Source organism: Paenibacillus sp. 19GGS1-52, assembly GCF_022369515.1.
In the GTDB taxonomy this organism is placed as follows: domain Bacteria; phylum Bacillota; class Bacilli; order Paenibacillales; family Paenibacillaceae; genus Paenibacillus_AQ.
The window spans coordinates 2,499,607-2,522,508 of record NZ_CP059724.1 but is presented as its reverse complement, the minus strand read 5'-3'; the positions used below and the strand labels follow the sequence as shown (position 1 = coordinate 2,522,508).

The following is a 22,902-nucleotide window of genomic DNA, read 5'->3' as shown; positions in this document are numbered from 1 at the left end:
AGACGATTCTTCTGTAAAAATAAAAGAAAAATCGCTGCTATTTCGAAAACTTTGCAGTTTCTTTGTAAATTTTCAGACATCTTCATTTTCATTCATCATCAGCCAGATTGCAAGCGTTCTTCGACATTTTCCTACAAAATTCACAGTCTTGTGTCCACCATATCGTCGAAAGATTCCTCAAAGAGGCGTAATTGATGTGCTAATCGGCCCCAATGCTCTGCAGAATCACCCCCTTTCCGGAGTCCTGACAGGGCCTCCTCCTGCTCTGCCAAACCCTCACGCAGCTTAACTGCGGATGTCTTCAGGGCTCTGGTTACAGCTTCCGCATAATGTCCCAGTAATGTATTCTCCTGTGCACCTGCAGCCAGAGCAATGGCCTCTCTCAGCAAAGGTTCAACTGTGGTTTTGACTTTATCCCGACCGGGGCCCTCAAAGAAATGCCGCGGTGATTTGAAATACCCCCATATCGCTAACCAGTCTACTGGCTGCAGCTTACAATCCAGCACTGTCGGTGAGGGCCAAGACTCGGTATCGTTCTCCATGAACTGAAGTTCCGGTACTGAGAAAGATAGTTCTGCGGCAGCGGTAGTGGCAGCTTCGTGGACAAGCCTGCGTCCGGTAGCTTCGAGCCGCAGGGTTGTAGCCCACAGCTCCTGCTCCAGCTCACGCTGGGAGGTACGCCACAGCTCTCGGCCACAGGCAGTGAAGATTTCTTTCAAGCTTCCGGCATCCTCGCGCAGCAAGGATGGATGGAAGGACTCCTGGAAATTGCCGCTGAAGGAAAAGCTGAGACGCTGTCGGACATGATAGAGCAGTTCCCCACCCTCCCGATGCAGATCGCGGAGCGGCCGCTCCTCCACCTGTAGAGCAGATAATCGCTGCTCCGCCAGGCGACGGCGCTCCTGCAGCCTCCGCACTCCAGCTTCAAGCTGACTTGCCTCTTGCGTCGCTAAATCCTGCCATTCTTCTGCCCTACGACGGACAGTAGCGATACTCTCCACAGCTGCCTTAAGTGACAGCTGAGGCAGCTCTTCGCCCGCAAAGCTCCACAGCGCTTGCTCAAATTCATGAAAGCCTGAGGTTTCATAGCTACTGCGATTACTATCAATTTTCCCGTTCAACGCTTGCAGGCTGGACAGCGCATAAATCTGTGGGGAGCGAAGACCCCCTGCCCGTAAATTCTGGGCGACATGTTCTCTAACTTCTTCCAGCTCTGCTTCTCCAGATGCCAGATCGGAGGCGTTGATAATAAAGAACATTTTATCCAGCGCGAAGCTGTCTTTGATCCGGCCCAGTTGAGCCAGTAGGCTCCGGTCCGCCTTCGAGAAGGCGTGATTGTAGTACGTCACAAAACAAATCGCGTCCGCATCCTTCATATATCCAAAGGTCACACCCGTATGCCGTGCATGTAAGGAATCTGCACCAGGTGTATCTACAAGCACAATGCCACTTTCCGTTAAGGGACAACTGTAATATAAATCTATACTCTGCACATAGCAGGCCCGGGTCTCCTCAGCGACTAGCTTGCGATATTCATCCAGTTCTACCGTCCGTACGGTTCCGAGCAGCGTCTTGGCTTCCTCCCAGCCCACCGCCGCGGCCCGCAGAAATCCGGCATGCGGCAAGCCAGAGGGATGAACTCCACCTGCTTGTAAATCTGCCGCGACATCGGTCCAAGATTCCCGCTGCGGCTGCCCCAGCTGCAGTACGCCGAAGGAATGTGTAATGTCATCCCAGAATTCCTCCGCGGTCTTCATCTTCACCACTGCGCTCTTATCGCGGAAGTCTCCCTCCGGCGCCAGTATGCGGTTCACTGCTGCCGTGGCGGGGTGGGGAGACACGGGCAGCACTGCTTCGCCTAGCAAGGAGTTGGCGAAGGAGGACTTGCCGGCGCTGAAGGCTCCGAACAGCGCCAGGGTAAAGCGGCCGCCGGCGAGATCCGCCGCCCGTGCCGCCAAGCTGCGCACCGCCGAAGCCATGGCCGGCTCGCTGCGCAGCAGTTCACTCGCCGCGCTCAGCGTCGCGGCGGCAGTAGCCAGCCGGCGTCGCCCGCCCGCCGGCTGTTCCGTGCCCGCCGCCCAGCTTGCGGCGGCGGGGTCTCGCCCAAGCGCGCGCAGCGGCTGGGCCTCACGCGGTGCGGCGCTTGGCGCGCCCGCACGCGGGGTTGCCCTCACCTCCGGCAGGATGCCGGGGGTGAGGGGCCGGCGCGGCGGCAGCAGCGCCGCGAGCTCGTGCGCGCGGGCGGCAGCCGCGCGGTCAAGCGTGCCAAGCGCGGCGAGGGCGCGCGCTTGGGCGCGCAGCGCCTGCTCGCGGTGCGAGAGCTCCGCGAGGCGCTCGTCCAAGAGCACGGGCAGCTTCGCCAGCAGCTCATCGGCCAGCCCTAGTGCAGCGCGGCGATACTGGCGCTTAATTTCGTCCGCAAGGCTGCGGCAGAAATTAAGCAGCGCCTCGCCTGTTGTCCCCGTTCCCGGCTTCACTGCAGCCGCCAGCCATTCCTGGCTCACCGCCGGGAGCCCTTCTTTCAGAGCCAGCTCCGCCTCCTCATTCCAGAGACCCAAATTTTCCGCCCATTCACGAATCAGCAGGATCATGTGCCATTCCAAACGGGCTGAAATCTCCCGTGTCAACAATTCATGCCAAGCAGCCAGACGTTTGTTCAGTTCCTTCTCCCGCCGTGCAGCAGTGAACAGTAATCCTTGCCGGAAACCTGGGCTGACACCTTCGACATAAGCCCTGGCTGCCTCCCTAACATCCGCAGGCATAAGAGTAACATTGCCAAGCAGCGCATCTAAAATGCTCCGCAGGTTCACTAGCGACTGCTGAAGAAGTCCCTCGATCAGCTCGCGTTCGTTTTCCAGAGAAGCAAGTCCAAATTCCACCGTCTCTTCCCCTGCACCAGCCAATTCTTCCAGTAGAGCTTCACGCTCCTCTTGCTGCTCCTCGCGGAAGACAGCCAATGAAGAATCTGCCGTATGCAGTATAGAACGTAAGAGACTATATTGAAGCAATTCATCCCGGTGACTCAATAGATCCGTGATAAGTCCTAATAGAACATCCCAATCATTAAGCGGATGTTCCTTAACCCTAAGCGAAGTGAACAGAATACCCGCATAATGGATGCCCCATTGTCCGAAAGCGCTTTCTAATTGCCGTTGATATTCCTCTATAGAAATTTCCTGTTCTCGGTGCTTGTCGATTTGATTAACAATGAGATAGAGCGGCTTGCCCCAGACACTGAGATTTTTGGCAAAAGCCAGATTGTTCTCTGACTGCACATGATTGTAGTCCATCACATAGAACACAACATCGGCCAAGTGCAGCGCGGAGTGAGTTGCACTTTGATGTCCATCATCTGTAGAATCCACACCTGGAGTATCCATTAGCACCCCATGGGGAGCCAGCAATGGGATCTCCTCCCAAACTTCAATAGAAGAATACTCTCCACCGTTACGACAATATTCTTGCAATTTATCCGCTGTTGTCTCCCAAGGAGCCAGGTCGATCTTCTGGACCTCTTTCCTGGGGTGAATGAGTACACGAGGAGCCCCACTGCGAATAGACACAATATTTGCACTCGTTGGCACGGGTCCGGAGGGCAGCACAGTGCTGCCACAGATCAGATTAATCATACTGGATTTCCCAGCCGAGAAATGCCCGCAAAAAGCGAAGGTTAATTCATTTGCACGCTCTTTATCCTGTAAATCTGCATAAATACGAGCTGTTTCTCCATCGCCCCACTGCTCCATTAATCCTTTTAGCCGGGACAGCAGTTGTGCCGTTTCACTAACAGCCACCTTTTGGGTTCTAGCTTGTTCCGCTCCCATTCACTTTCCCGCCTAACTGTGCCATTTATAGTCTAGATTCCAGCAACAATAGAATAATTCCATTTTATCACCAGATTGCCACAAATCAAATATGCACTACTTACAAAATAACCTATAACCTCCTACGAAATGAGGTTCATTCCCCATAAATTTCTACGTTTTTCCATGCAAAAAAGAGCCAGCCCCTGGGCTGACTCCATTTATGTTTCTATACCGATACTTAAGCAGTTTCCAATACAGGCAGCAAAATTTCAAATACTTTACCATGCTGTAGAATAGTCAGACCACGGGATTTATCTCTCATCACTACAACCTCAGGCTTCACGGACATACGCTCCAGATAATGCTCAGGAACATCACCAGAATGGCTGATTGTAATACCTTCTACTTCTTGCTCTTCGTTCTCTTCAAGGGGACTATCCACAACACGCTCAAAAATATCGGAAAACACTTCAAAATTGTTGGTGTATACAGAAATGCATTTCATCTCTATCCCATCCTCTTCTTCATCTCTAATTTCTTGGCATATGCTCTTTATCTTTCCTGATCACAGCCGTTTTCATACGTTTCTTTCCTTCACGACATACATCGAGGAGTGGGCAAATCTGACATTTCGGATTCTGTGATTTACAGTGGTAACGCCCGAAAAAAATGAGCCGATGGTGCGTGAGCGTCCATTCCTCACGTGGCACCACCTTCATCAACTTCTTCTCCACTTCCAATACAGAGTCTTTCCAGCCAGCCAGGGCAAGCCGCTTCGCAACCCGCTCCACATGTGTGTCTACAGCAATAGCAGGAACACCAAAAGCATTAGAAACTACAACATTTGCAGTCTTACGACCGACACCTGGCAATGTCACAAGTAAATCATGTGCTTGTGGCACTTCGCCACCGTACTGCTCTATGAGTATAGAGCAGAGGCTTTGAATATGTTTGGCTTTATTGCGGTATAAACCGATACGCCGGATATCCCCCTCCAGTTCCTCGATGGGTACTGAAATGTAGTCACGGGGGGCTTTATACTTTTGGAACAAATCCTCGGTCACTTTGTTCACCATTACGTCCGTACATTGAGCCGATAACAACACCGCTATCGTTAGCTCGAAAGCGTTGCTGTGGTTCAATTCACAATGTGCATCAGGGAACAAGTCTCCAATGGTATCCAGAATGTGGCGGACCTCTGCAACCTTCATAATGTCCCCTCCACAGAGTATTTACCCTCAGCGTGCCCTACTAGGGCAGCCTCTCTGAGGTAAGGAAATATAGCAAAGTACGTATTATAACGTATACTTTCATACATTTCAAGTAAACTCATTACTGGTCTATATTTCAAAAAAAACGTCCTGACGCAAGCAAAGCCCCTGCGTCAAGACGGTGATTCACTCGGAAATCCACCACTCGCAATTATTGTTTCACTATTTCAACTATCACATCATTATTAAAATACATTGTAATCTTATCATTTTCTTTGAGAGATTGCACGGATAAAGTCGTGTCACCTTGATGAATATATACGTTTGAGGTTAGTAGAAAGCGATAATTCTCATCATTCAGGCTATCACGCTTTACTAAAAACTCGTTTGTTGCAGTATCATAACGGGAGAATGTCCGATTCAATTGAGGCAATACACGAATAAGCGTTATTCCGTCAGCGCCTTTGCGCATATCTACACGGTCTGCTGTTGTTAGACTGCTAAGTGTAGTAGTTGTAACAGTATCACGGATAATCCTAACTCCACCACTCACTGCAAAGTTCTGAGTTACACCTTTAAAGTCCTTCACAGAAAGATTGCCTGCGGTAGAGTCTACTGATACCACCTGTCCTGACGAAACTTTGACCGCTTGGATGGATACTGCTGAACTTCCATCAAAATCCACATTCACGAAATCCCCCGCCTTCAAATCGCTAAGCTTTATAGCTTGCCCAGCTTCATTTGTTAACGGAATAGTTAACGTGTATAGTTCAGTGCTTCCCCCTGACCATTTCACACCCAGCTTGTTTAGCGTGGAATTGACTGAGGTAACTTCCAACTGCTGAACCGATTTCACTCTCAGTACCGAAATGACATCCTGATTCCCAGTTAATACAGCTGTCACTGAACTGCCTACAGAAATATCTGTCACTGCCATATTACTGCGTCCAAAGAAGTCAATGGATAACGGATAAGGAAGCGTTATTGTCTGACCATTGTTGGGCTTCAGGACAATCATCTTTGTAGCAGTGTTCACTGCTGTTAATGTGCCTACGTACTTTGTGCTTAATTCCACGGAAAGTGCCCGCTGTCCAATGGATATCACATCTACCTTGCGGTTCTCAACAAGTCTCACGCCCATATTGGTCAGTGAAGTTGTAGGCAGCCCATCATATACGAGCTTGGAATTCACATCCAGCTGGACTACATGAGGCTTGCCAGAGCTGTCTGTAATCGTCAGTAGCTGTGTCTTGGAATTGTAGTCAACAACCGTTGCTCCGATAAATTGATCAATTTGCCGACTTAGCACTTCAATCTTTATAACCTGATCACTGCTATTCAGTGTAAGCTGCACATTGTCACCACCAACAGCATCAGCGATCAAATCACCGGCTACAGGACTGCTAATGTTAGGAATTACAATAGTTGGTGCTGACCCAAGCAATTTAACCTCGCGAGTACCATCAGCTTTTTTATAAACAACTGTAGTGCCTGTCAACTCATTAATAGTGCCCAGAACAGTACGTTCTACTCCCTGAGTGACTTCTACAGAGCGGATCATATTATCCTTGATCGTATACTTCACTGCCGAATTAACCTTCAACTCCGCTGGCAGCAGCACTGTACTTTGAGAGCTGAATAGGGTGGTACCTTCCTCCCATTTGAAGGTTTCAACGGTACCTGCTGCATTCTTGAATGTAATACTTTTAGAGGTCAGATCAATACTCTGGATGATACCTGTACTTGATTTGTTGACGACGCCCGATGTTACTTGTACCTTGACCACTTTATGAGCGCCACTGTAGGTTTCGCGCTGCAGTGTGACCAGACTACCTGCTGCAATCGAAGCTGGCTCTATCTTGACTCCGTTTACATCCACAAAGATAGTTGCTGCATCATAATAGTATTCATTAAAGGTATCCGTAGACTCCAGCCATAATTTATTACCCGACGACAGCTTTGCAAAGCTGCCAGAAACACTCTCAACCTGCGGTGTAGGATCGGTCACCTCGACATAGGCTGCTTTATAGGTTGCCCCAATAACAGTAACCTTGGTGTACGGCTGAATATCATTTAGACTGATTCGAGTCTCAGAAGTGCTGTTGAAGTAAGCGGTGCTTGCACTCAGATTAAAGGGGGAAGTTGTCCCATTGTTATAAACTGTGAGCTTACCGTCTTTTATTTCGCTGATACTGCCTTTAACGGTATTGTCATAATCAAGCGTGTTGTGCCCCTCGGCCCGGCTGAAGAAGGTTGCCAGTTGCGCACGAGTTACTACACCTTGTGGATCAAAACGGTTTCCAGCTATACCATTAGCCAGTCCTAGATCAACAGCCGTATTTATGTAACCACGTTTGCTGGCAGACACTTTGGAATCATCAGCAAAGCCGGTTGGCTCACTGGCTACCGCTGCTGCATCTGAAGTTTTGCCAAGAGCACAGATTAACACTTCAGCAATCCATTCACGGGTTGCCTTGCGTTCACCCCAAGCAGTCTTCAAATTGTCGGAAGCCATCTCAGTAGTCTTGTCCAGCAAGCCCTGCTGGAACGCGAGTACGACATAAGCCTTGTAATAATTCGATACCTCAAAGCTCGCTGGTAATGCCACCGCTGTATCAATATCTACTTTGCCCTGCAGCTTCATAAAGCGCAATGCCATAAGCACAGCTTCCTGCTGGGTAACTGAATCTCCTGGACGGAATAAACCATTATTCCCGACTACGATACCTTGGGATGCCAGTTTGTAGATATGTTTTTCGGCCCAAAATCCTGTTTTCACATCGCTGAAAATACCTGTTGCTGCCGTAGTTGTCGATGTCGTTACTGCAGCGGGAGTTGAAGCTGCTACTGTAGCTGCAAATGCAGAACTTGCACCGCCCAGAACCATTGCGCCAGCCAAAACTGCGGATATCGCTTTTGTAGAATAAGCTTTCATGGGACGGCTAGACCTTTTTTGTGCGGACAATAGGTTGTTCCCCTCTCTAAGACCCATATAATAAAGTATGCATTTATGTTCGTCAGCCAATCTCTTTATTCCTGCCTTTCACACTTACAAACCACTATTCTCTCGAGTCATGGGATGCTCCAGATCTACATGTCCCATCAAGCTCTCCACTTGCTCACCATCCACTAGCATTTCAACACTCTTCACTTCGGAAAATTGAAAAAAAGTTTGCGTTAACGCACTAAGTGCAAAAGCTTCACCACCGGCACCTAGCTGTGCTTCCTCTGGCTTATGAATATCCATCAGAATTTGCCCATTCTCAAACTTCAGGGATTTCAATTCAATCTTGCCCCAGAGTGAGACTAGCTCCTTATTATCACTGACTTGCAGCGCTTTAAAAGCCTCGGTATATTTCTCTACATCGTCAGCATAACTTATTGTTGCTTTGGCAGGTACCAGATTCATAAGTTGTAAATCTGTATAATAAACCGCTATGCTCTGACTCTGCTTCTCAGGCGCCACAGTCTCTGTGGGGGCGGGAGTTTCGCTGGCTGTGGGCTGTGCGGTGCTGGCCGAATTCTGACCTTTGTCTTCATTGGTATTCTCTGTATTCTCTGTATTTCCTGTATTCTCCCCTGCGCCACTGACTACAGTGGAAGAATTTTGTCCTGCATCCTTAGACGGAGCTGCAGCAGGTTTGTCCCCGCAGCCAGCTATCACCAGCAGAAGCAATGCAGCTATACCTGCATGACTCAATTTTTTGTTGATCATCATTAACGCCTCCTCTAGATGAATACGGGCAGACCCGTGCCGCAAAGCCAACCTGCCCTTTTCAATAGGCATAAGCTGGCTTTGCGGCGCTAATCTGCCGCTTGGCTGTTATTTTAAACCGAGATATTCTTTAACACCACTAACTATAGAGGCAGCAACCTTATTTTGGAAGGCATCGGTAAAGAGAGATTTCTCATCACCTTTATTACTCAAGTAACCTACTTCAAGCAGAACAGCTGGCATGGTTGTTTCTCGAATGACGTGGAAATTTCCGTACCGTACCCCCCGGTCACTTAAGCCCGTTGCCTGAACAAGATATTTATGCATCACATTGGCTAATGCCTTACTAGCCGCCCGTTGGTAATAGGTTTCAGTACCGCTGGCTATAGAGGAAGCCCCACTGTTGGCATGCACGGAAATGAATAGATCAGCCTTCAGGTTATTGGCAATAGCTACCCGCTCCTTCAGTTCCAAGAACGTATCATCACTACGTGTCAACACAACATCAATATTACTTTCTTTCTTGAGTAGTGCTGCAGCCTTCAGTACAACAGCCAAATTAAAGTTCTTCTCATACTTGCCAGTTACACCTACTGCGCCTGAATCTTTAGCTCCATGTCCGGCATCTAGCACTACCAGCTTTCTACCGCTGTTGCCAGGCTGGGTAGTCGTATCGTCAGTGCTTGCTGCATTCAGATCAATTACAGCCAGCTTTGAAGAATCACCCGAAATATTAACGCTGTAGTTCTTGGCATTGTTCAAGTCAATTACAAAACGAACCGTATAAGGATTTGTGCTAAATAGCGAGTACCGTACACCAGATACATCCGGATAATCTGTCACAACAAGACTGCCATTCAGATTAGGGTCAAGGAGTTGACCTGTGCCGAATAGATCAGAAAAGGTGGCATTAGGTATATCCACAACAATCCGGTCAGGGCCGGTTATCTTAGAGACTTTAGGAACTGCATTACCTTCCATAGCAATGGTCAGCCGATTCTCACTAAAGCTTACGCCGTTAACCAGAGTCAGCTGCGAAGTAGTATCAGCAGGAGGAACCACAACACCTGTTCCACCATCACCAGTACCTCCGCCTGTACCATTGTTATCACTCGGCGTTTCTGGGGTAATAAGATTTACAATCTTGTTTGTGTTATCCCAAGTCACGCTGAGACCAAACTGTTCGCCTATGAACCTGATCGGTACTAGTGTCGTATCGTTACGCAACACCGGAGCTGTAGGAAGGATAATAGTCTTGTCATCTACTGAAGCTGCGGTTTGGTTTACAGCCAGTTTGACAATCCTTCCCTGCTGTTCAATCGTAATCGTCTTATTCTGCTGATCCCATTGCACCTGATAGCCAAGGTTCTCAACAATCATTCTTAGAGGTACCATAATGCTGTTATTCACGTTCTCAACTGGGACGTTCTGGACTGCGGTAATTTCTTTGCCGTCTAATATAATCTTACTGTTTGCGGCGGCGGCATGTCCATTCTGTGGCAATGCCAATACAAAGAGAAGCAACATCAGTATAAAGCCAAATTTCTTCATTCTTCACCTCTAGGAATCTAGTATTCCGCCTGAGTACAGCGTTCATGTTGATCTAACCACCGACAACCTTCGACATCTATTATAGACGCCAACCAAATTCAAAAGTTGCGAATATATTCCATCCTGTAACAGGATCTCATGAATTAAAGTTACTAGAATCGAGGATTATAGTCCAAGATATTCCATTATTCCAGCCGCTATTTCCCGAGCCAAGCTGTCCTGAAGCTTCGCACTATAGAGTGCGGCTTCATCACCCAAATTCGTCAAATATCCGGCTTCCAGCAGAACAGCAGGCATGCTTGTTTCCCTTGTCACATGCAGGCTTTTGTTTCTGACTCCATTATCTTTGAATCCGGTTCCGGCTACTAGATGCTTATGCATAATCTGTGCCAAAGGCAGACTTTCACTGCGGCTGTAATAAGTTTCACTTCCGTTCACGTTATTCCAGTTGGTATAGGTGGAAGGCATCGCGTTTGCATGAACAGAAATAAATAGATTAGCCTTAGCAGCTTCAGCAATATTCACCCGATCCTGCAGACCAAGCGTGATATCATCTGTCCGGGTAAAAATGACCTCCACTTGGGAGTCCTGCATTAGTAATGCTCCAACTTTGCGAATCACCGCAAGATTAAAGTCTTTTTCCTGCTTGCCTGTTACGCTGATAGCCCCAGGCTGTGTACCGCCATGTCCAGCATCGAGCACAACTATCGGCTTTCCACTACCTACAGGGACTGCTGGAGTGCCTCCTACGTTGCTGAGAACGTTCAGATCAATAGTCACTAGCCCAGTACTCTCATCCGTGCTGAGTTGATAAGGCTGATTACTGGTCGTTTGAATAACAAAACGCACTGTTGGCGGACTTATGCTGAATAACGCGTATCTAAGCTCAGAGACTAATGGATAACCAGTGACATCCAGCTTGCCTTGAGGGCTGCCGTTCGCAGCAATCCCCGGGAGACTGCCGGCAAACTCAGGTGCAAAAGCTGCACCGGGAAAATCTACAACAATACGATTGGGATTGGTTATTACAGTAACACTTGGTTTCACAGCACCCGTAACAGCGACGATTAATCTATTCTCGCTGAATACCGCTCCCTTAACTTGGGGTCCGACAACAGTCAGAGGCACCGGAGTCGGACTGGCAGAACTTGTTGCGTTGCCCTCAGCCGTCCCTGTTAGGGGAGTTGCTGTCGGAGTAGGAGCTGAAGTGTATGCAGGTGTTGGTGTTGGGCTAACAGCATTATCCGTACCGCTTGACGATCCGCCGGTTAAATAGACCGTCTTGTCCATATTGTCCCAACCCACTTTAAGTCCAAACTGCTCGCTGACAAAGCGGATAGGAACAAGTACCGTGCCTCCATTTTGCTTAGGGGCAGCATTCAAATCAAGGGTTACCCCGTCAGCATTAGCCGTCTTGCGGCCAACGGCCAGCTCAATGCTTTTCCCATCCTGCTGCACGGTTACCTTACGAGTCTTCTGTTCCCACAGTACCTGGAATCCAAGATTCTCCACCACAACACGAATCGGAATCATAACGCTTCCATTTACATTCTCAAGAGCGATCCCTTTGGGCATAGTGAGCTCCTTATTATCCAGAACAATTCTGCCCGTGCTGCTAGCTGCAGCAGAAGCCTCATAGCCGGTAAATGAAAGTAATAACAATGGCAGCAGCAACAGCAGTAGTATCCGACCGGCTCTTCTCATTCTTTTCTCTCCTTCGGCAAGTAATAGATTCATAGACAGATAAGTATCAGACGACAGGAATCCCCAAATGTTGCCTATCTCAGCAACGAATATATCGATTATAGCAAAAAAACTTCTATTTCCGACACCCGGAAATAGAAGTTTTGTGTAAAATTTGTAAAGTTTACGTAAAAGTCCAACTAATTCATGTTTTAGGCGAACAGCTTGGCAGCATTACGCTCTTCATAAGCCGTAATCTCATCCGCATGTTGCAGCGTCAGTCCGATATCATCGAGACCCTGCAGCAGGAACTGGCGACGGTGTTCATCCAGCTCAAAAGTGATACTAAGCCCGTACTCATCACTAAGTGTATTATTCTCAAGATCGACACTCAGCTTGTAACCTTCATGCTCAGCCGTCCGCTTGAACAGCTCATCTACCTGCTCTTCAGAAAGCTTGATCGGCAGAATTCCATTCTTAAAGCAGTTATTGTAAAAAATATCGGCATACGATGGGGAAATTACAACCTTGAAGCCATAATCAAGAATCGCCCATGGTGCATGCTCCCGCGAGGAGCCGCAGCCAAAATTGGCCCGCGAGATCAGAACAGATGCCCCTTCATAGCGTGGTTTGTTCATCTCGAACGTTGCATTGTCATTTCCCTCTTCATCAAAACGCCATTCATAGAATAGAAACTGTCCAAAACCTGTGCGTTCGATCCGTTTCAAGAACTGCTTCGGAATGATCGCATCCGTATCTACATTTACCCGGTCTACCGGGGCAACGATTCCCGTTAATTTTTTGAAAGCATCCATTATATTATCCTCCCACTTTCTCTTGTTCTACAAGCTGACGGCTTCCGTCTTATAGTTCCAATCGCGAATATCGGTAAAATGACCCATTACCGCTGCCGCTGCCGCCATCGCAGGGGATACTAGATGCGTGCGTCCGCCGCGGCCCTGACGTCCCTCAAAATTACGGTTCGAGGTAGAAGCACAACGTTGTCCAGGTTGCAGAACATCCGGGTTCATCGCCAGACACATACTGCATCCTGCTTCACGCCATTCAAAGCCCGCTTCTATGAATACTTTGTCGAGGCCTTCTTTCTCTGCCTGCAGCTTCACGCGTCCTGAACCTGGTACAACGATCGCCGTTACCTTATTAGATACGGTATGCCCTTTGGCAACCTGTGCGGCAGCTCTCAAATCCTCGATCCGGCCATTCGTGCAAGAGCCGATGAATACATAATCAATTGGAATTTCCGACATTGGTGTGCCTGGAGCCAAATCCATATATTCAAGCGCTTTTTCAGCAGCTTTACGTTCATTTTCTGTAGTGAAGTCAGCAGGATTAGGTACACTTGAAGTGATGTCAGCGCCCATACCTGGGCTTGTGCCCCAAGTCACCTGCGGAATCAATGTTTCCACATTAAAATCAAGAGTAGTGTCATATTCTGCGCCTTCATCGCTTACAAGGCCTTTCCAAATCTCAACAGCAGCGTCATAGGCTTCACCTTGCGGAACATATTCACGACCACGCAGGTAGTTAAATGTAATCTCGTCAGGAGCAATCAAGCCCGCTCTAGCCCCGCCTTCGATCGACATGTTGCAGACCGTCATACGTTCTTCCATCGACAGTTCGCGGATAGCTTCACCTGTGTACTCAATAACATAACCTGTTGCAAAATCCGTACCGTATTTCGCGATAACGCCCAGAATCAAATCCTTTGCCGTTACGCCTGGATTACGTTTGCCTGTGAAGCGAATTTCCATGGTCTTAGCCTTGGACTGCTGCAAACATTGCGTAGCCATCACATGTTCTACTTCACTAGTACCAATACCAAAGGCCAATGCGCCGAAGGCTCCATGTGTAGAGGTGTGGCTGTCGCCGCAAACAATCGTTTTGCCGGGATGTGTCAGGCCAATTTCCGGACCCATAACATGCACGACACCTTGATCGATATTATCAAGATCATACAGCTTCACGCCAAAATCGCGACAATTCTGCGACAACGTGTCAATTTGTTGCTTGGAAATCGGATCTTTAATGTTGAAACGGTCTGTCGTAGGTACATTATGATCCATGGTTGCAAAGGTAAGCTCCGGACGGCGAACCTTGCGGCCGCTGAGACGAAGACCTTCGAAAGCCTGTGGAGAAGTAACCTCATGTACCAGATGCAGGTCGATATACAAAATGCTAGGTTTGCCTTCTTCTTGATGAATAACGTGATTATTCCAAATCTTCTCAAACATTGTCTTGTTGCTCATGATTTCACCTCATTAGTAGAATCGTTCATTGGAAGAGAGCGTGGAGTCTCTCTTGAATGTTCTAAATATAACATCCCTTTGTTTATAATTCCAAGATATGATATCTATAAAAGTCATAGGATACACCTATAAGAAGGAATAAGATTGTATTATCAAGTAACTGCCACTAACATGAATATATTATTTATTTATAAAGGAGTTGTCGGAGCATGAGTAATGATCAATCTTATTCCATAGGTCATGCCGCAAGGATATGTAATATATCCGTTCAAACTTTGCGATATTATGACAAAATCGGTCTGGTGATCCCCAATCACACGGATAAGCTCACCGGTTACCGTTATTATGCCAATCGGGATCTGCTTAGCATTATGATTGTGCAGGATATGAAGCTGCTGCAATTCTCCTTAGAAGAGATCGGGACACTATTGAAGAGTGGTGATTTGGAAAGCTTGCAAATAACGCTCGAAGCCAAACATAAGGAAATGTTAGAGGAGCTGCAAAGATTAGAGCAGACTGTGAAATCGATCGAACAAAGAGCGGCGCGAATTATTTTGCTTCAGGAAATGGGTAAAGGGTTGGTAGACCTTGACGTACTGGTAGAAATGAAGCAGCTTCCGGAACGGCATGTAATGTCTGACCGCGGGTACTTTGCCTGTGGAATGGAGCCCTCAATCGTAAAGTTCACAGAATTATTCCGCAGGATTGAATCCAGTGGATTAACTCCAGGAGGAATCATGACCGTCTACCATGAGAATATTATGGATTTTGATCGTACGAGGTCTGACTTGGAATACTGTGTCATGATCGAGCACATTGAATTAGAAACCGCCGCTACTCGTACCCTTCCCCAAGGAGAGTACATCACTGCACGTTACTGTGGAATTCCCAATGACGTCTCCTGCAAAAATATTTATAAAAAGCTTCTGGAATGGATTAAGACACATGGATACATAGAAAGTGGTGCTCCTATAGAGTACTATATCGTCGATAGGGCTCAGATGTTGAAGCCGGAGGAATTTATCGTCGAACTGCAAGTTCCCGTTCATAAGGCCTTGACCCTATAGTAGCTATAGGGTTTATTTTATTATTATCCAGTAATAATGAAGGAGGATAATAATGAATATAATTTTAGGAACAGGACCGTTAGGTATGGCTATAATGAGGGAGCTTGTGGCTCAAGAGGAACCAGTTACTATGATCAGTGCCAGTGGGAGTGCGGCTGTACCTCAAGGAGTACGATTAGAAAGAGCTGATCTCTCAGACATAGAGCAAGCAAAGGCAAGTCTGAAGCATGCTAAGGTGGTATTTCAATGTGCACAACCTCCGTATCAAAAGTGGAGCGAGCTGTTTATGTCTTTTCAAGATCATATTATTTCAGGTGCGATGGCAGCTGGAGCAAAGTTAGTTGCGGCTGAAAATATGTATATGTATGGCTTGGTTAAAGGATCTATGCACGAGCAGCTTCCTTATGCCGCGAATACCAAAAAAGGCCAAGTCAGGGCAGCGATGTCCGCAAAGTTGCTGAAATTACATCAGGACGGAGCTTTGCAGATGGTGATGGGCAGAGGTGCTGATTTTTTCGGACCCAATGTTCACAATTCTTCCGTAGGCTCAAGGCTGTTTCAGCCCATTTCAAAGGGTAAAGCCTGTACGGTACTGGGAAATCCTGATAAGAAGCATACGTATACCTTTATAGAAGATTTTGGAAAAGCACTTGTTCTGCTGAGCCAACATGAGGACGCCTTTGGTCAAATATGGCATGTACCGAATGCTGATACTGTTACTACAAGAGAATTTATAGACATAGCCTACCGGATTGCTGGCTTTCCGCCAATGATCAGAACAATGGGAAAAGGCATGCTAAGATTTGGTGGCTTGTTCATTCCCGCAGCTAGAGAAAGCATAGAGATGTTATACCAGTTCGACGAGGATTTTATTGTGAATAGCCGTAAATTCACCGAACGCTTTGGGATGACTGCAACACCCTTAGAAGCTGCGATAGAGCAAACGCTTCAATCCACACTCAGTCTATAGATGCTTCTTGTTATTTACCTTAAAAAGTCTCCTCATTCAAATCAATCCTGAATAATTCTATTACAGTGAAAGTAGTAGAAAATCGGACTTTAACAGCGATCGCAAGAACCCTCCGAACCCATAGCGGCTTGATTCACAAACGTTCAACCGCTGATTTTGGTTTTGAGCTACAAGAAAACCCAGTCCACCTGTATTGGTGTGAGACTGGGTTATTAGTATGCCTATAAATAAAAACTCTATCTTCCTTGGTTCTCATAGTACGCCTTATCCGCAGCTATGGGATCTGTTCCTTTGATATAGGCAAGAATAAATCGCGGGTGCTTCACAAAGAGCCAATCTCCACCTTGATCAAACTTTCTGCAGGAGGTAAACATGAGTGCTTTTTTGATCGTCCCAAATTTCTTGCCATTCTGCTTTCCCCACTTCTTCAAGCGGGAAGCAAAGTCTGCGTCCTCAGTCATTACCATCTTTTCATTAAAACCGCCTATAGCCTCAAAGTCCCTTTTATAGCACCAAAAAATACCGACGGAGATAGCTCCATATTTAATGACTAACGGAAGCAAAATCAACAAAGATGATACAACGATCCCTAACGACATCCGTTCAAATCTTGACGCAGTTCCGCCGCCTATGTATATTCCACTTACCAGATGCTCTTCGATCTCAGTCAGCATATTACTTGTCATTTGGCTATCGGCATCGATCGTAATCAGGATTTCTCCTCTGGCTGCTTTTGCCCCGGCATTTCTAATTTGCGACAGATTTTTGCGGTCATCATGCACAACAACACAATTATAGGATTGGGCCACTTCTTCGGTTCTGTCTGTACAGCGATTAAGGATGACGATGACTTCAACTTGTTTAGCATATTTCTCAGAAGCAGCTGCAATTGAATCCAGACATTTGGAAATATATTTCTCCTCGTTATGCGCCGGTATCAAAATTGTAAATTTCACATTCCCTTGTTCATCTGGACCTATAAAGTAATTATTTAGCATACAGCGTCCCCCTCATTCCTGTCGTTGTCGAATGCCCTCAAGCAGCAAATGTACAGCTTTACGAAACCGCGGCTTCATCGCCTCTTTATCCATAAACTGCAGATTGTCGCTCAGTCCGGAAAAATAGCTCAAGATAATAAAAGCCAACTCTTTAGGATCCTCGGATACCAGTTCCCCTCTCTCTATTCCCTCTGTTATAAGAAGTTCAAACCGTTCGATATACCCTGTTACGATGGTATAGAACCTTTGCCCAATTTCCGATTCCATACCCACACTGTTGATAAAATCTTCTCCCGCTTTCGTAAGCGGCCGCTCCAGATTGTCCACGAAAAGGTCGCTGTATGCGTACAATTTGTCTATAACTGATGTATACGCTGACGATTTAATATCCCAATCTTTCCATGAATTTCCGAAGGAATGTTCAGCCAAGCTAATAAACAGATCTTCTTTATTCTTAAAATGGTGATAAATACTTCCCTTGCTGACGCCGGTAGCCCTGCAAATATCCGAAATGGTGGTGGCGGCGTAGCCTTTTTTGGAAAAAAGCTGTTTCGCTTGTTCGAGAATATTTTCCTTCGTTAAGACAGGATTATACTGTTTGGGTCTGTTCATATCTATTAGTGCCCCTTCAATTTAGTACCGAACGTCCGGTATGTAATAAGGATATGCTATCCATATCCTATTGTCCAGCTTAATTTGTAAAATTAATACATTATTCATTACTTTCTAAGCCATGCATTATTGTCCCTCTCCAGCTTCGATAAAAAACAGCAGATGTTCTTCCCATTTTCCATTGATCTTAACTCTATGAGGACTGCTTCCTTCTACTGTTTGGAAACCTGCCTTCTTGAGTACCCGAATCGAAGCGGCATTCTCGGGAACCGCCCCTGCTTCAATTCGCTTGATCCCCGTCTCTTGAAAAGCAAATTCCAGAACTAGCGGAATGGTTTCACTCATATATCCATGACCCTGGTGGGCCTGATCCAAGGCATAGCCAAGAATCCATTTCTTTGTGGTGTCCGGCATGATTTCAACCAGTGAAATATCACCGATCAATTGTCCAGTTTCGTGCAGGAAGATCCCAAATACATAGCGCCGATGAGCTTCTTTTTCTTGCGCCCAACGAACGATAAGCTCGGCCTGACCTTCCAAGGTGTAGTAGGATTCATCACGATCGATTGATACTTTTTCAAAAACAGCCCGGTTGCGGATCTCCACATCCACACGCTCCTGCGCATCGCCAGGCACAAAAAACCGAAGATAAATCCGTGTTCCAAGCTCATTATTCAAATTAATCATCTCTTCTCGTTGAAGTAGGTTTACTTATATTAAACCCCAGCTTTATAGGATATACTTATAAGCAATTCTATTCAATCCCAAGGAGTTTATCAATATGGAACTAAGACAATTGCAATATGCGCTGCAAATTGCAGCCGAAAGAAACTTCTCCCGGGCCGCTGAGAAGCTGCACATTGCTCAGCCCTCACTCAGCCAACAGCTGTCCAAGCTTGAGAAGGAGCTAGGAGTGCTGCTTTTTCAGCGGAATACAAGTTCGGTGGAACTGACCCATGCTGGAGCAAAATTTATAGAACAGGCCCAGATAATTATCGACGCTGTTGAATTGCTGCGTCAGGAAATGTCCGACATTTCCCAGTTACGTACCGGCCGCGTTGTTGTAGGCAGCATGCCCATTACCGGTGCACATCTATTGCCGCATGTACTGCCAGTCTTCAAACTAAAGTATCCGGAAGTGGAAATCACACTGCTTGAGGATTCCTCCATGAATCTGGAGAAGCTTACCGCTAGTGGACAGACAGATCTCAGCCTGCTCTCCCTTCCACTGGAGATCCCTAGCCTTGCTTACGAAGTGCTTGGTGAGGAAAGGATAGATCTCGCTGTCCCCCCTGAACATTGGCTAGCTTCCCGCAATGCTAAGGGAATCCGCACTTCACTGATAGAGCTCAAGGACGAACCTTTTATTGTACTTAAGGAAGGTCAGGGGTTTCGTAAGATGACGGTGGAACTCTGCCAAGCGGCAGGTTTTGAGCCGCGGATCGTCTTTGAGAGCAATAATATGGAAACGGTACAGTCACTAGTTGCTACAGGCATGGGAGTAACGCTGGTGCCACATTTTATTGCCCGTGCACCGCGGAGTGAATTCGTTCCTGTCTACTTACCGCTCGCTGATCCCATTCCCAGCCGAACATTAGTTGTGGCTTACCGCCGCGGTCGTTATTTGTCTAAGGCTGCGGAAGCTTTTATGGAAACCTTTAAATCCACTGTTGCGGATCTGGTAGAGAAATAGAAGAATTACAGGACAGTACTGCATAAAATCCCACATCAAAGACCTGATCCTATTCACATTCTTGATAAGTGAGCCTCTATTTCGATATGCTGACCTCTGTTACATCCGTTGGAATTAGTTCTATGTGTGCCCGTAAAGTTGCGGTTTTTTGTATTTTAACAAAAATATAAATAAGGGATAAGCTACGCTTACCCCTTATTTATAGAAGAAACGGCTTTGCTGTTCTTTATATGAATGGCACCCGTCCTGCAACCGCTCCAAATGATCCTCTTGCCTAATCCTGCCTATTGTGCTCAGTAATCAGCCTGTTCTGATCGTCTGACATACGGGCGGTACTCTCATCAACCGGTCCTTTGGTTCCAGGGTTTCCGGTCTTATCTTCCACAAACTCGCGGATCGCATTACTATGAAACGCTAGTGATTCATCTGAATTCTTATGCTTTTCCTTATTGATATTTTCGCTTCCAGCCATTATCATCAACCTCCTGCTAACAGATTATAAGTATTTTGCCCGATCTACCGCAGGATAAACATACTATTTGAGGTCTGCTGCAGTTAGAAATATATAGTTCCATCTCCCTTTGCAAACCGTCCTGCTCCATGGTATTCTAAAGGACAAATAGTGAAACGTGCAGACGGGACCAGTAAGAACGAGTCTACCGCGTCCAGAGAGTAAATTCTGATAGCTGAGAGAATTTACCGCGGTAGCGTTCCGAATCCTACCCCCGAGCGGCCTGCCTTGCGCAGGACGGATGCTCCCGTTATGAGAATGAAGTCGGATGAACCCTCATCAATGAAGGTGGTACCGCGGAAGTTAACCAAGCTTTCGTCCTTTGCTAAGTCTAAGGATGGGGGCTTTTTTGTCATTTTATTAACACATTGAGGAAGTGAAAGGCAATGACGACACGAGTAGTGGTCAAAATAGGGAGCAGCTCGCTTACAGGCCCGGAAGGCGGATTAAACCGTAAGGCGGTCGCTTTCTTCGCCGCCGAGATTGCCGGATTGCGGCAAAGTGGCTGTGAAGTTCTGCTGGTCACCTCGGGTGCGGTAGCGGCAGGCTTCCGCAGTATCGGTTATCCGGTACGCCCAAAGCTGCTGCATGAGAAGCAGGCCGCCGCAGCCGTAGGCCAGGTGCTGCTCATGCAGGCTTATCAGGAAGCCTTCGCAGCATTTGGTCTTACAACGGCACAAATATTACTGACCCGCACCGACTTTTGTAGTCGACGGGCCATGAATAACGCTGTGATGACAGTCGAAGAGCTACTACGGCAAGGCGCTGTCCCCGTATTCAACGAGAATGATACCGTTTCAGTCGATGAGCTGAAATTTGGCGATAACGACACGCTATCGGCGCTTGTCGCCAACTTGCTAAAGGCCTCAAGGCTCCTGGTATTGACCGACATGGATGGATTATACAGTGGGGACCCGCGCAAGCAACCTGATGCTGTCCGCTATCCGACGATAGAGGATATCACCCCGGAAATTTATGCTATAGCCGGTGGCGCTGGCTCCAGCGTGGGAACAGGCGGCATGCGCTCCAAAATTGATGCAGCCAAGATTGCTACGCGGGGCGGCGTTCCTGTCTTTATCGGGCGAGCAACCGAACCGGGAGACTTACAGCTGGCTGCGGATGGGAAAGGTAGAGGTACTTATTTTGCCACTACATCAGCTTCCCTACCCGTCAAGAAACAATGGCTCGGCTTCATGTCCACTCCGCTTGGCTCACTTTATGTAGATGACGGAGCCGTTGAAGCCCTGCTGCATGGCGGTCATAGTCTGCTTCCTGTCGGTGTCAAACGGACTGAAGGCAACTTCCATGCCGGGGATGTGGTTGAGGTTCTCGGACCGGATTCACAGCTGCTTGGACGGGGCATTGTCAATTATGATGATATCCAGCTTCGCAGCATTCAAGGATTGCCGAGCCAGCAGGTTGTGCCGAAGCTGGGGGAAGTGCACCGCCTGGAGGTCATTCACCGCGACGAATGGATAACATTGAGATAACTGGTTTAACTTATGCTCACAAAACTTTTAGGAGGTATCGCCATGAGTGAAGTTGTAAATAAAGCAACCTTAGCCAAGGGAACCGCGGGAGTGTTGGCAAGCTTGACTACCGGACAAAAAAATGAGGCTTTGCTAATGATGGCGGATGCCTTGCGCCGCGAAGCTGCGGCTATCATTGCCGCCAACGCCGAGGATCTGGAACGCGGACGTTTGAATGGAACTCCGGAATCCATGCTCGACCGACTTGCTCTAAATGTGGAACGAATTGGCAGTATTGCCGACGGACTGCAGCAGATTGTTGTACTTCCTGACCCCATCGGTGACACACTGGAAACCATTGAACGCCCGAATGGACTTTCTATTGAGAAGATCCGCGTACCCCTTGGTGTCATCGGCATCATCTATGAGGCGCGTCCGAATGTAACTGTAGATGCAGCAGGACTATGTCTGAAGACTGGCAACGCAGTAGTTCTGCGCGGTGGCTCTTCTGCACTGTCATCCAACCGCAAAATCGTCGAGGTGCTGCACAGCGCCCTTGCCGAAACCTCCATGCCGCAGGATGCGCTGCAACTGATCGAAGACCCTACTCGGGCCTCGGTTGATGAAATGCTGAAGCTGAACGGCTTGCTTGATGTTATTATTCCACGCGGAGGCAGCTCGCTAATTCAAAATGTCGTGCTTAATGCCACAGTGCCTGTAATTGAGACAGGGGCCGGTATTTGCCATACTTATTTAGATGCAAGTGCTATTCCAGAAATGGCCCTCAAGATTAGCATCAATGCTAAGGCTCAGCGTCCCTCCGTCTGCAACTCCATGGAAACTCTTCTTATTCACCGTGATTATGCCAGCAAATATTTATATTCCTTGGCAGAGGCATTCCAGGAAGTTAAGGTAGAGTTACGTGGCTGTCCAGAAACAGTAGCTATTGTTCCTTGGGCCTTACCAGCAACTCTGGAGGACTATGCAACGGAATACAACGATTATATTCTTAATCTCAAAATCGTCAGCAGCCTTGATGAAGCATTGGCCCATATCGCCAAGTACGGAACCAAACACTCCGAGTGTATTGTTACTGAAGATCAAGCGCAGGCGGCACGCTTTTTACAAGAGGTTGACGCTGCTGCTGTATACCACAATGCTTCCACTCGCTTCACCGATGGCTTCGAGTTCGGATTTGGTGCCGAAATCGGCATCAGCACCCAAAAGCTGCATGCGCGCGGACCAATGGGTCTGCCAGCACTCACTTCAACCAAATATAAAATTTATGGCACCGGGCAAGTACGGGGTTAGTATTCAAGTATTGGATCCACTTAACATTTAGGAGGAAT

At 47.4% G+C, this 22,902-nt stretch carries 18 protein-coding genes; 5 read left to right on the top strand and 13 right to left on the bottom strand.

The genetic code is table 11. The annotated features are described in order from the left end of the window. Positions 1-140: 140 nt before the first annotated feature. From H1230_RS11835 to leuC, 9 genes are all read right to left on the bottom strand, one after another. Positions 141-3,824, bottom strand: coding sequence for a dynamin family protein (locus H1230_RS11835; RefSeq protein WP_239715654.1), 3,684 nt, complete (start codon positions 3,822-3,824; stop codon positions 141-143). Between the two features lie 220 nt (positions 3,825-4,044). Continuing rightward, on the bottom strand, positions 4,045-4,311 hold the full coding sequence (locus H1230_RS11830; RefSeq protein ID WP_154118352.1) for an NAD/NADP transhydrogenase alpha subunit: 267 nt from the start codon (positions 4,309-4,311) through the stop codon (positions 4,045-4,047). Between the two features lie 25 nt (positions 4,312-4,336). Further along, positions 4,337-5,017 (bottom strand): endonuclease III, encoded by a 681-nt coding sequence (gene nth / locus H1230_RS11825; protein WP_239715653.1) that lies wholly within the window; start codon positions 5,015-5,017, stop codon positions 4,337-4,339. A gap of 211 nt (positions 5,018-5,228) precedes the next feature. After that, positions 5,229-7,982, bottom strand: coding sequence for an S-layer homology domain-containing protein (locus H1230_RS11820; protein ID WP_239715652.1), 2,754 nt, complete (start codon positions 7,980-7,982; stop codon positions 5,229-5,231). 84 nt (positions 7,983-8,066) lie between these two features. Beyond that, on the bottom strand, positions 8,067-8,735 hold the full coding sequence (locus H1230_RS11815; protein ID WP_345773415.1) for a GerMN domain-containing protein: 669 nt from the start codon (positions 8,733-8,735) through the stop codon (positions 8,067-8,069). A 105-nt stretch (positions 8,736-8,840) separates the two neighbouring features. Continuing rightward, the gene (locus H1230_RS11810) at positions 8,841-10,283 is read right to left on the bottom strand and encodes an N-acetylmuramoyl-L-alanine amidase family protein (protein ID WP_239715651.1); all 1,443 of its coding nucleotides are present in this window, start codon (positions 10,281-10,283) and stop codon (positions 8,841-8,843) included. 165 nt (positions 10,284-10,448) lie between these two features. Beyond that, positions 10,449-11,987, bottom strand: coding sequence for an N-acetylmuramoyl-L-alanine amidase family protein (locus H1230_RS11805; protein WP_239715650.1), 1,539 nt, complete (start codon positions 11,985-11,987; stop codon positions 10,449-10,451). 191 nt (positions 11,988-12,178) lie between these two features. Continuing rightward, positions 12,179-12,781, bottom strand: a complete 603-nt coding sequence (leuD, locus tag H1230_RS11800) for a 3-isopropylmalate dehydratase small subunit (protein WP_239715649.1) — start codon at positions 12,779-12,781, stop codon at positions 12,179-12,181. Positions 12,782-12,808: 27 nt separating this feature from the next. Further along, positions 12,809-14,233: a 3-isopropylmalate dehydratase large subunit gene (leuC, locus tag H1230_RS11795; RefSeq protein ID WP_239715648.1), complete on the bottom strand. Its 1,425-nt coding sequence runs from the start codon at positions 14,231-14,233 to the stop codon at positions 12,809-12,811. Between the two features lie 209 nt (positions 14,234-14,442). Between leuC and H1230_RS11790 the strand changes: the two genes are divergently transcribed. Beyond that, the gene (locus H1230_RS11790) at positions 14,443-15,300 is read left to right on the top strand and encodes a MerR family transcriptional regulator (protein WP_239715647.1); all 858 of its coding nucleotides are present in this window, start codon (positions 14,443-14,445) and stop codon (positions 15,298-15,300) included. Between the two features lie 52 nt (positions 15,301-15,352). Continuing rightward, positions 15,353-16,270: an NAD-dependent epimerase/dehydratase family protein gene (locus H1230_RS11785; RefSeq protein WP_239715646.1), complete on the top strand. Its 918-nt coding sequence runs from the start codon at positions 15,353-15,355 to the stop codon at positions 16,268-16,270. A gap of 236 nt (positions 16,271-16,506) precedes the next feature. Here H1230_RS11785 and H1230_RS11780 read toward each other — a convergent pair whose 3' ends face one another. The 3 genes from H1230_RS11780 to H1230_RS11770 form a co-directional block, all read right to left on the bottom strand. Further along, positions 16,507-17,268 carry a glycosyltransferase family 2 protein gene (locus H1230_RS11780; RefSeq protein WP_239715645.1) on the bottom strand — a complete coding sequence of 254 codons (762 nt, stop codon included), beginning with the start codon at positions 17,266-17,268 and terminating at the stop codon, positions 16,507-16,509. Between the two features lie 12 nt (positions 17,269-17,280). Then, a complete protein-coding gene (locus H1230_RS11775) occupies positions 17,281-17,880 on the bottom strand; it encodes a TetR/AcrR family transcriptional regulator (protein ID WP_239715644.1) in 600 nt (199 codons plus the stop codon). A 126-nt stretch (positions 17,881-18,006) separates the two neighbouring features. After that, positions 18,007-18,558 carry a GNAT family N-acetyltransferase gene (locus H1230_RS11770; protein WP_239715643.1) on the bottom strand — a complete coding sequence of 184 codons (552 nt, stop codon included), beginning with the start codon at positions 18,556-18,558 and terminating at the stop codon, positions 18,007-18,009. A 103-nt stretch (positions 18,559-18,661) separates the two neighbouring features. Here H1230_RS11770 and H1230_RS11765 point away from each other — a divergent pair, with 103 nt between their 5' ends. Further along, entirely contained in the window at positions 18,662-19,573 is a 912-nt protein-coding gene (locus H1230_RS11765; protein ID WP_239715642.1) for a LysR family transcriptional regulator, read from the top strand. Between the two features lie 274 nt (positions 19,574-19,847). Here H1230_RS11765 and H1230_RS11760 read toward each other — a convergent pair whose 3' ends face one another. Further along, positions 19,848-20,045, bottom strand: coding sequence for a hypothetical protein (locus H1230_RS11760; protein ID WP_239715641.1), 198 nt, complete (start codon positions 20,043-20,045; stop codon positions 19,848-19,850). A gap of 425 nt (positions 20,046-20,470) precedes the next feature. Between H1230_RS11760 and proB the strand changes: the two genes are divergently transcribed. After that, positions 20,471-21,574: a glutamate 5-kinase gene (proB, locus tag H1230_RS11755; protein ID WP_239715640.1), complete on the top strand. Its 1,104-nt coding sequence runs from the start codon at positions 20,471-20,473 to the stop codon at positions 21,572-21,574. A gap of 42 nt (positions 21,575-21,616) precedes the next feature. Continuing rightward, positions 21,617-22,864 carry a glutamate-5-semialdehyde dehydrogenase gene (locus H1230_RS11750; RefSeq protein ID WP_239715639.1) on the top strand — a complete coding sequence of 416 codons (1,248 nt, stop codon included), beginning with the start codon at positions 21,617-21,619 and terminating at the stop codon, positions 22,862-22,864. Positions 22,865-22,902 lie beyond the last annotated feature (38 nt).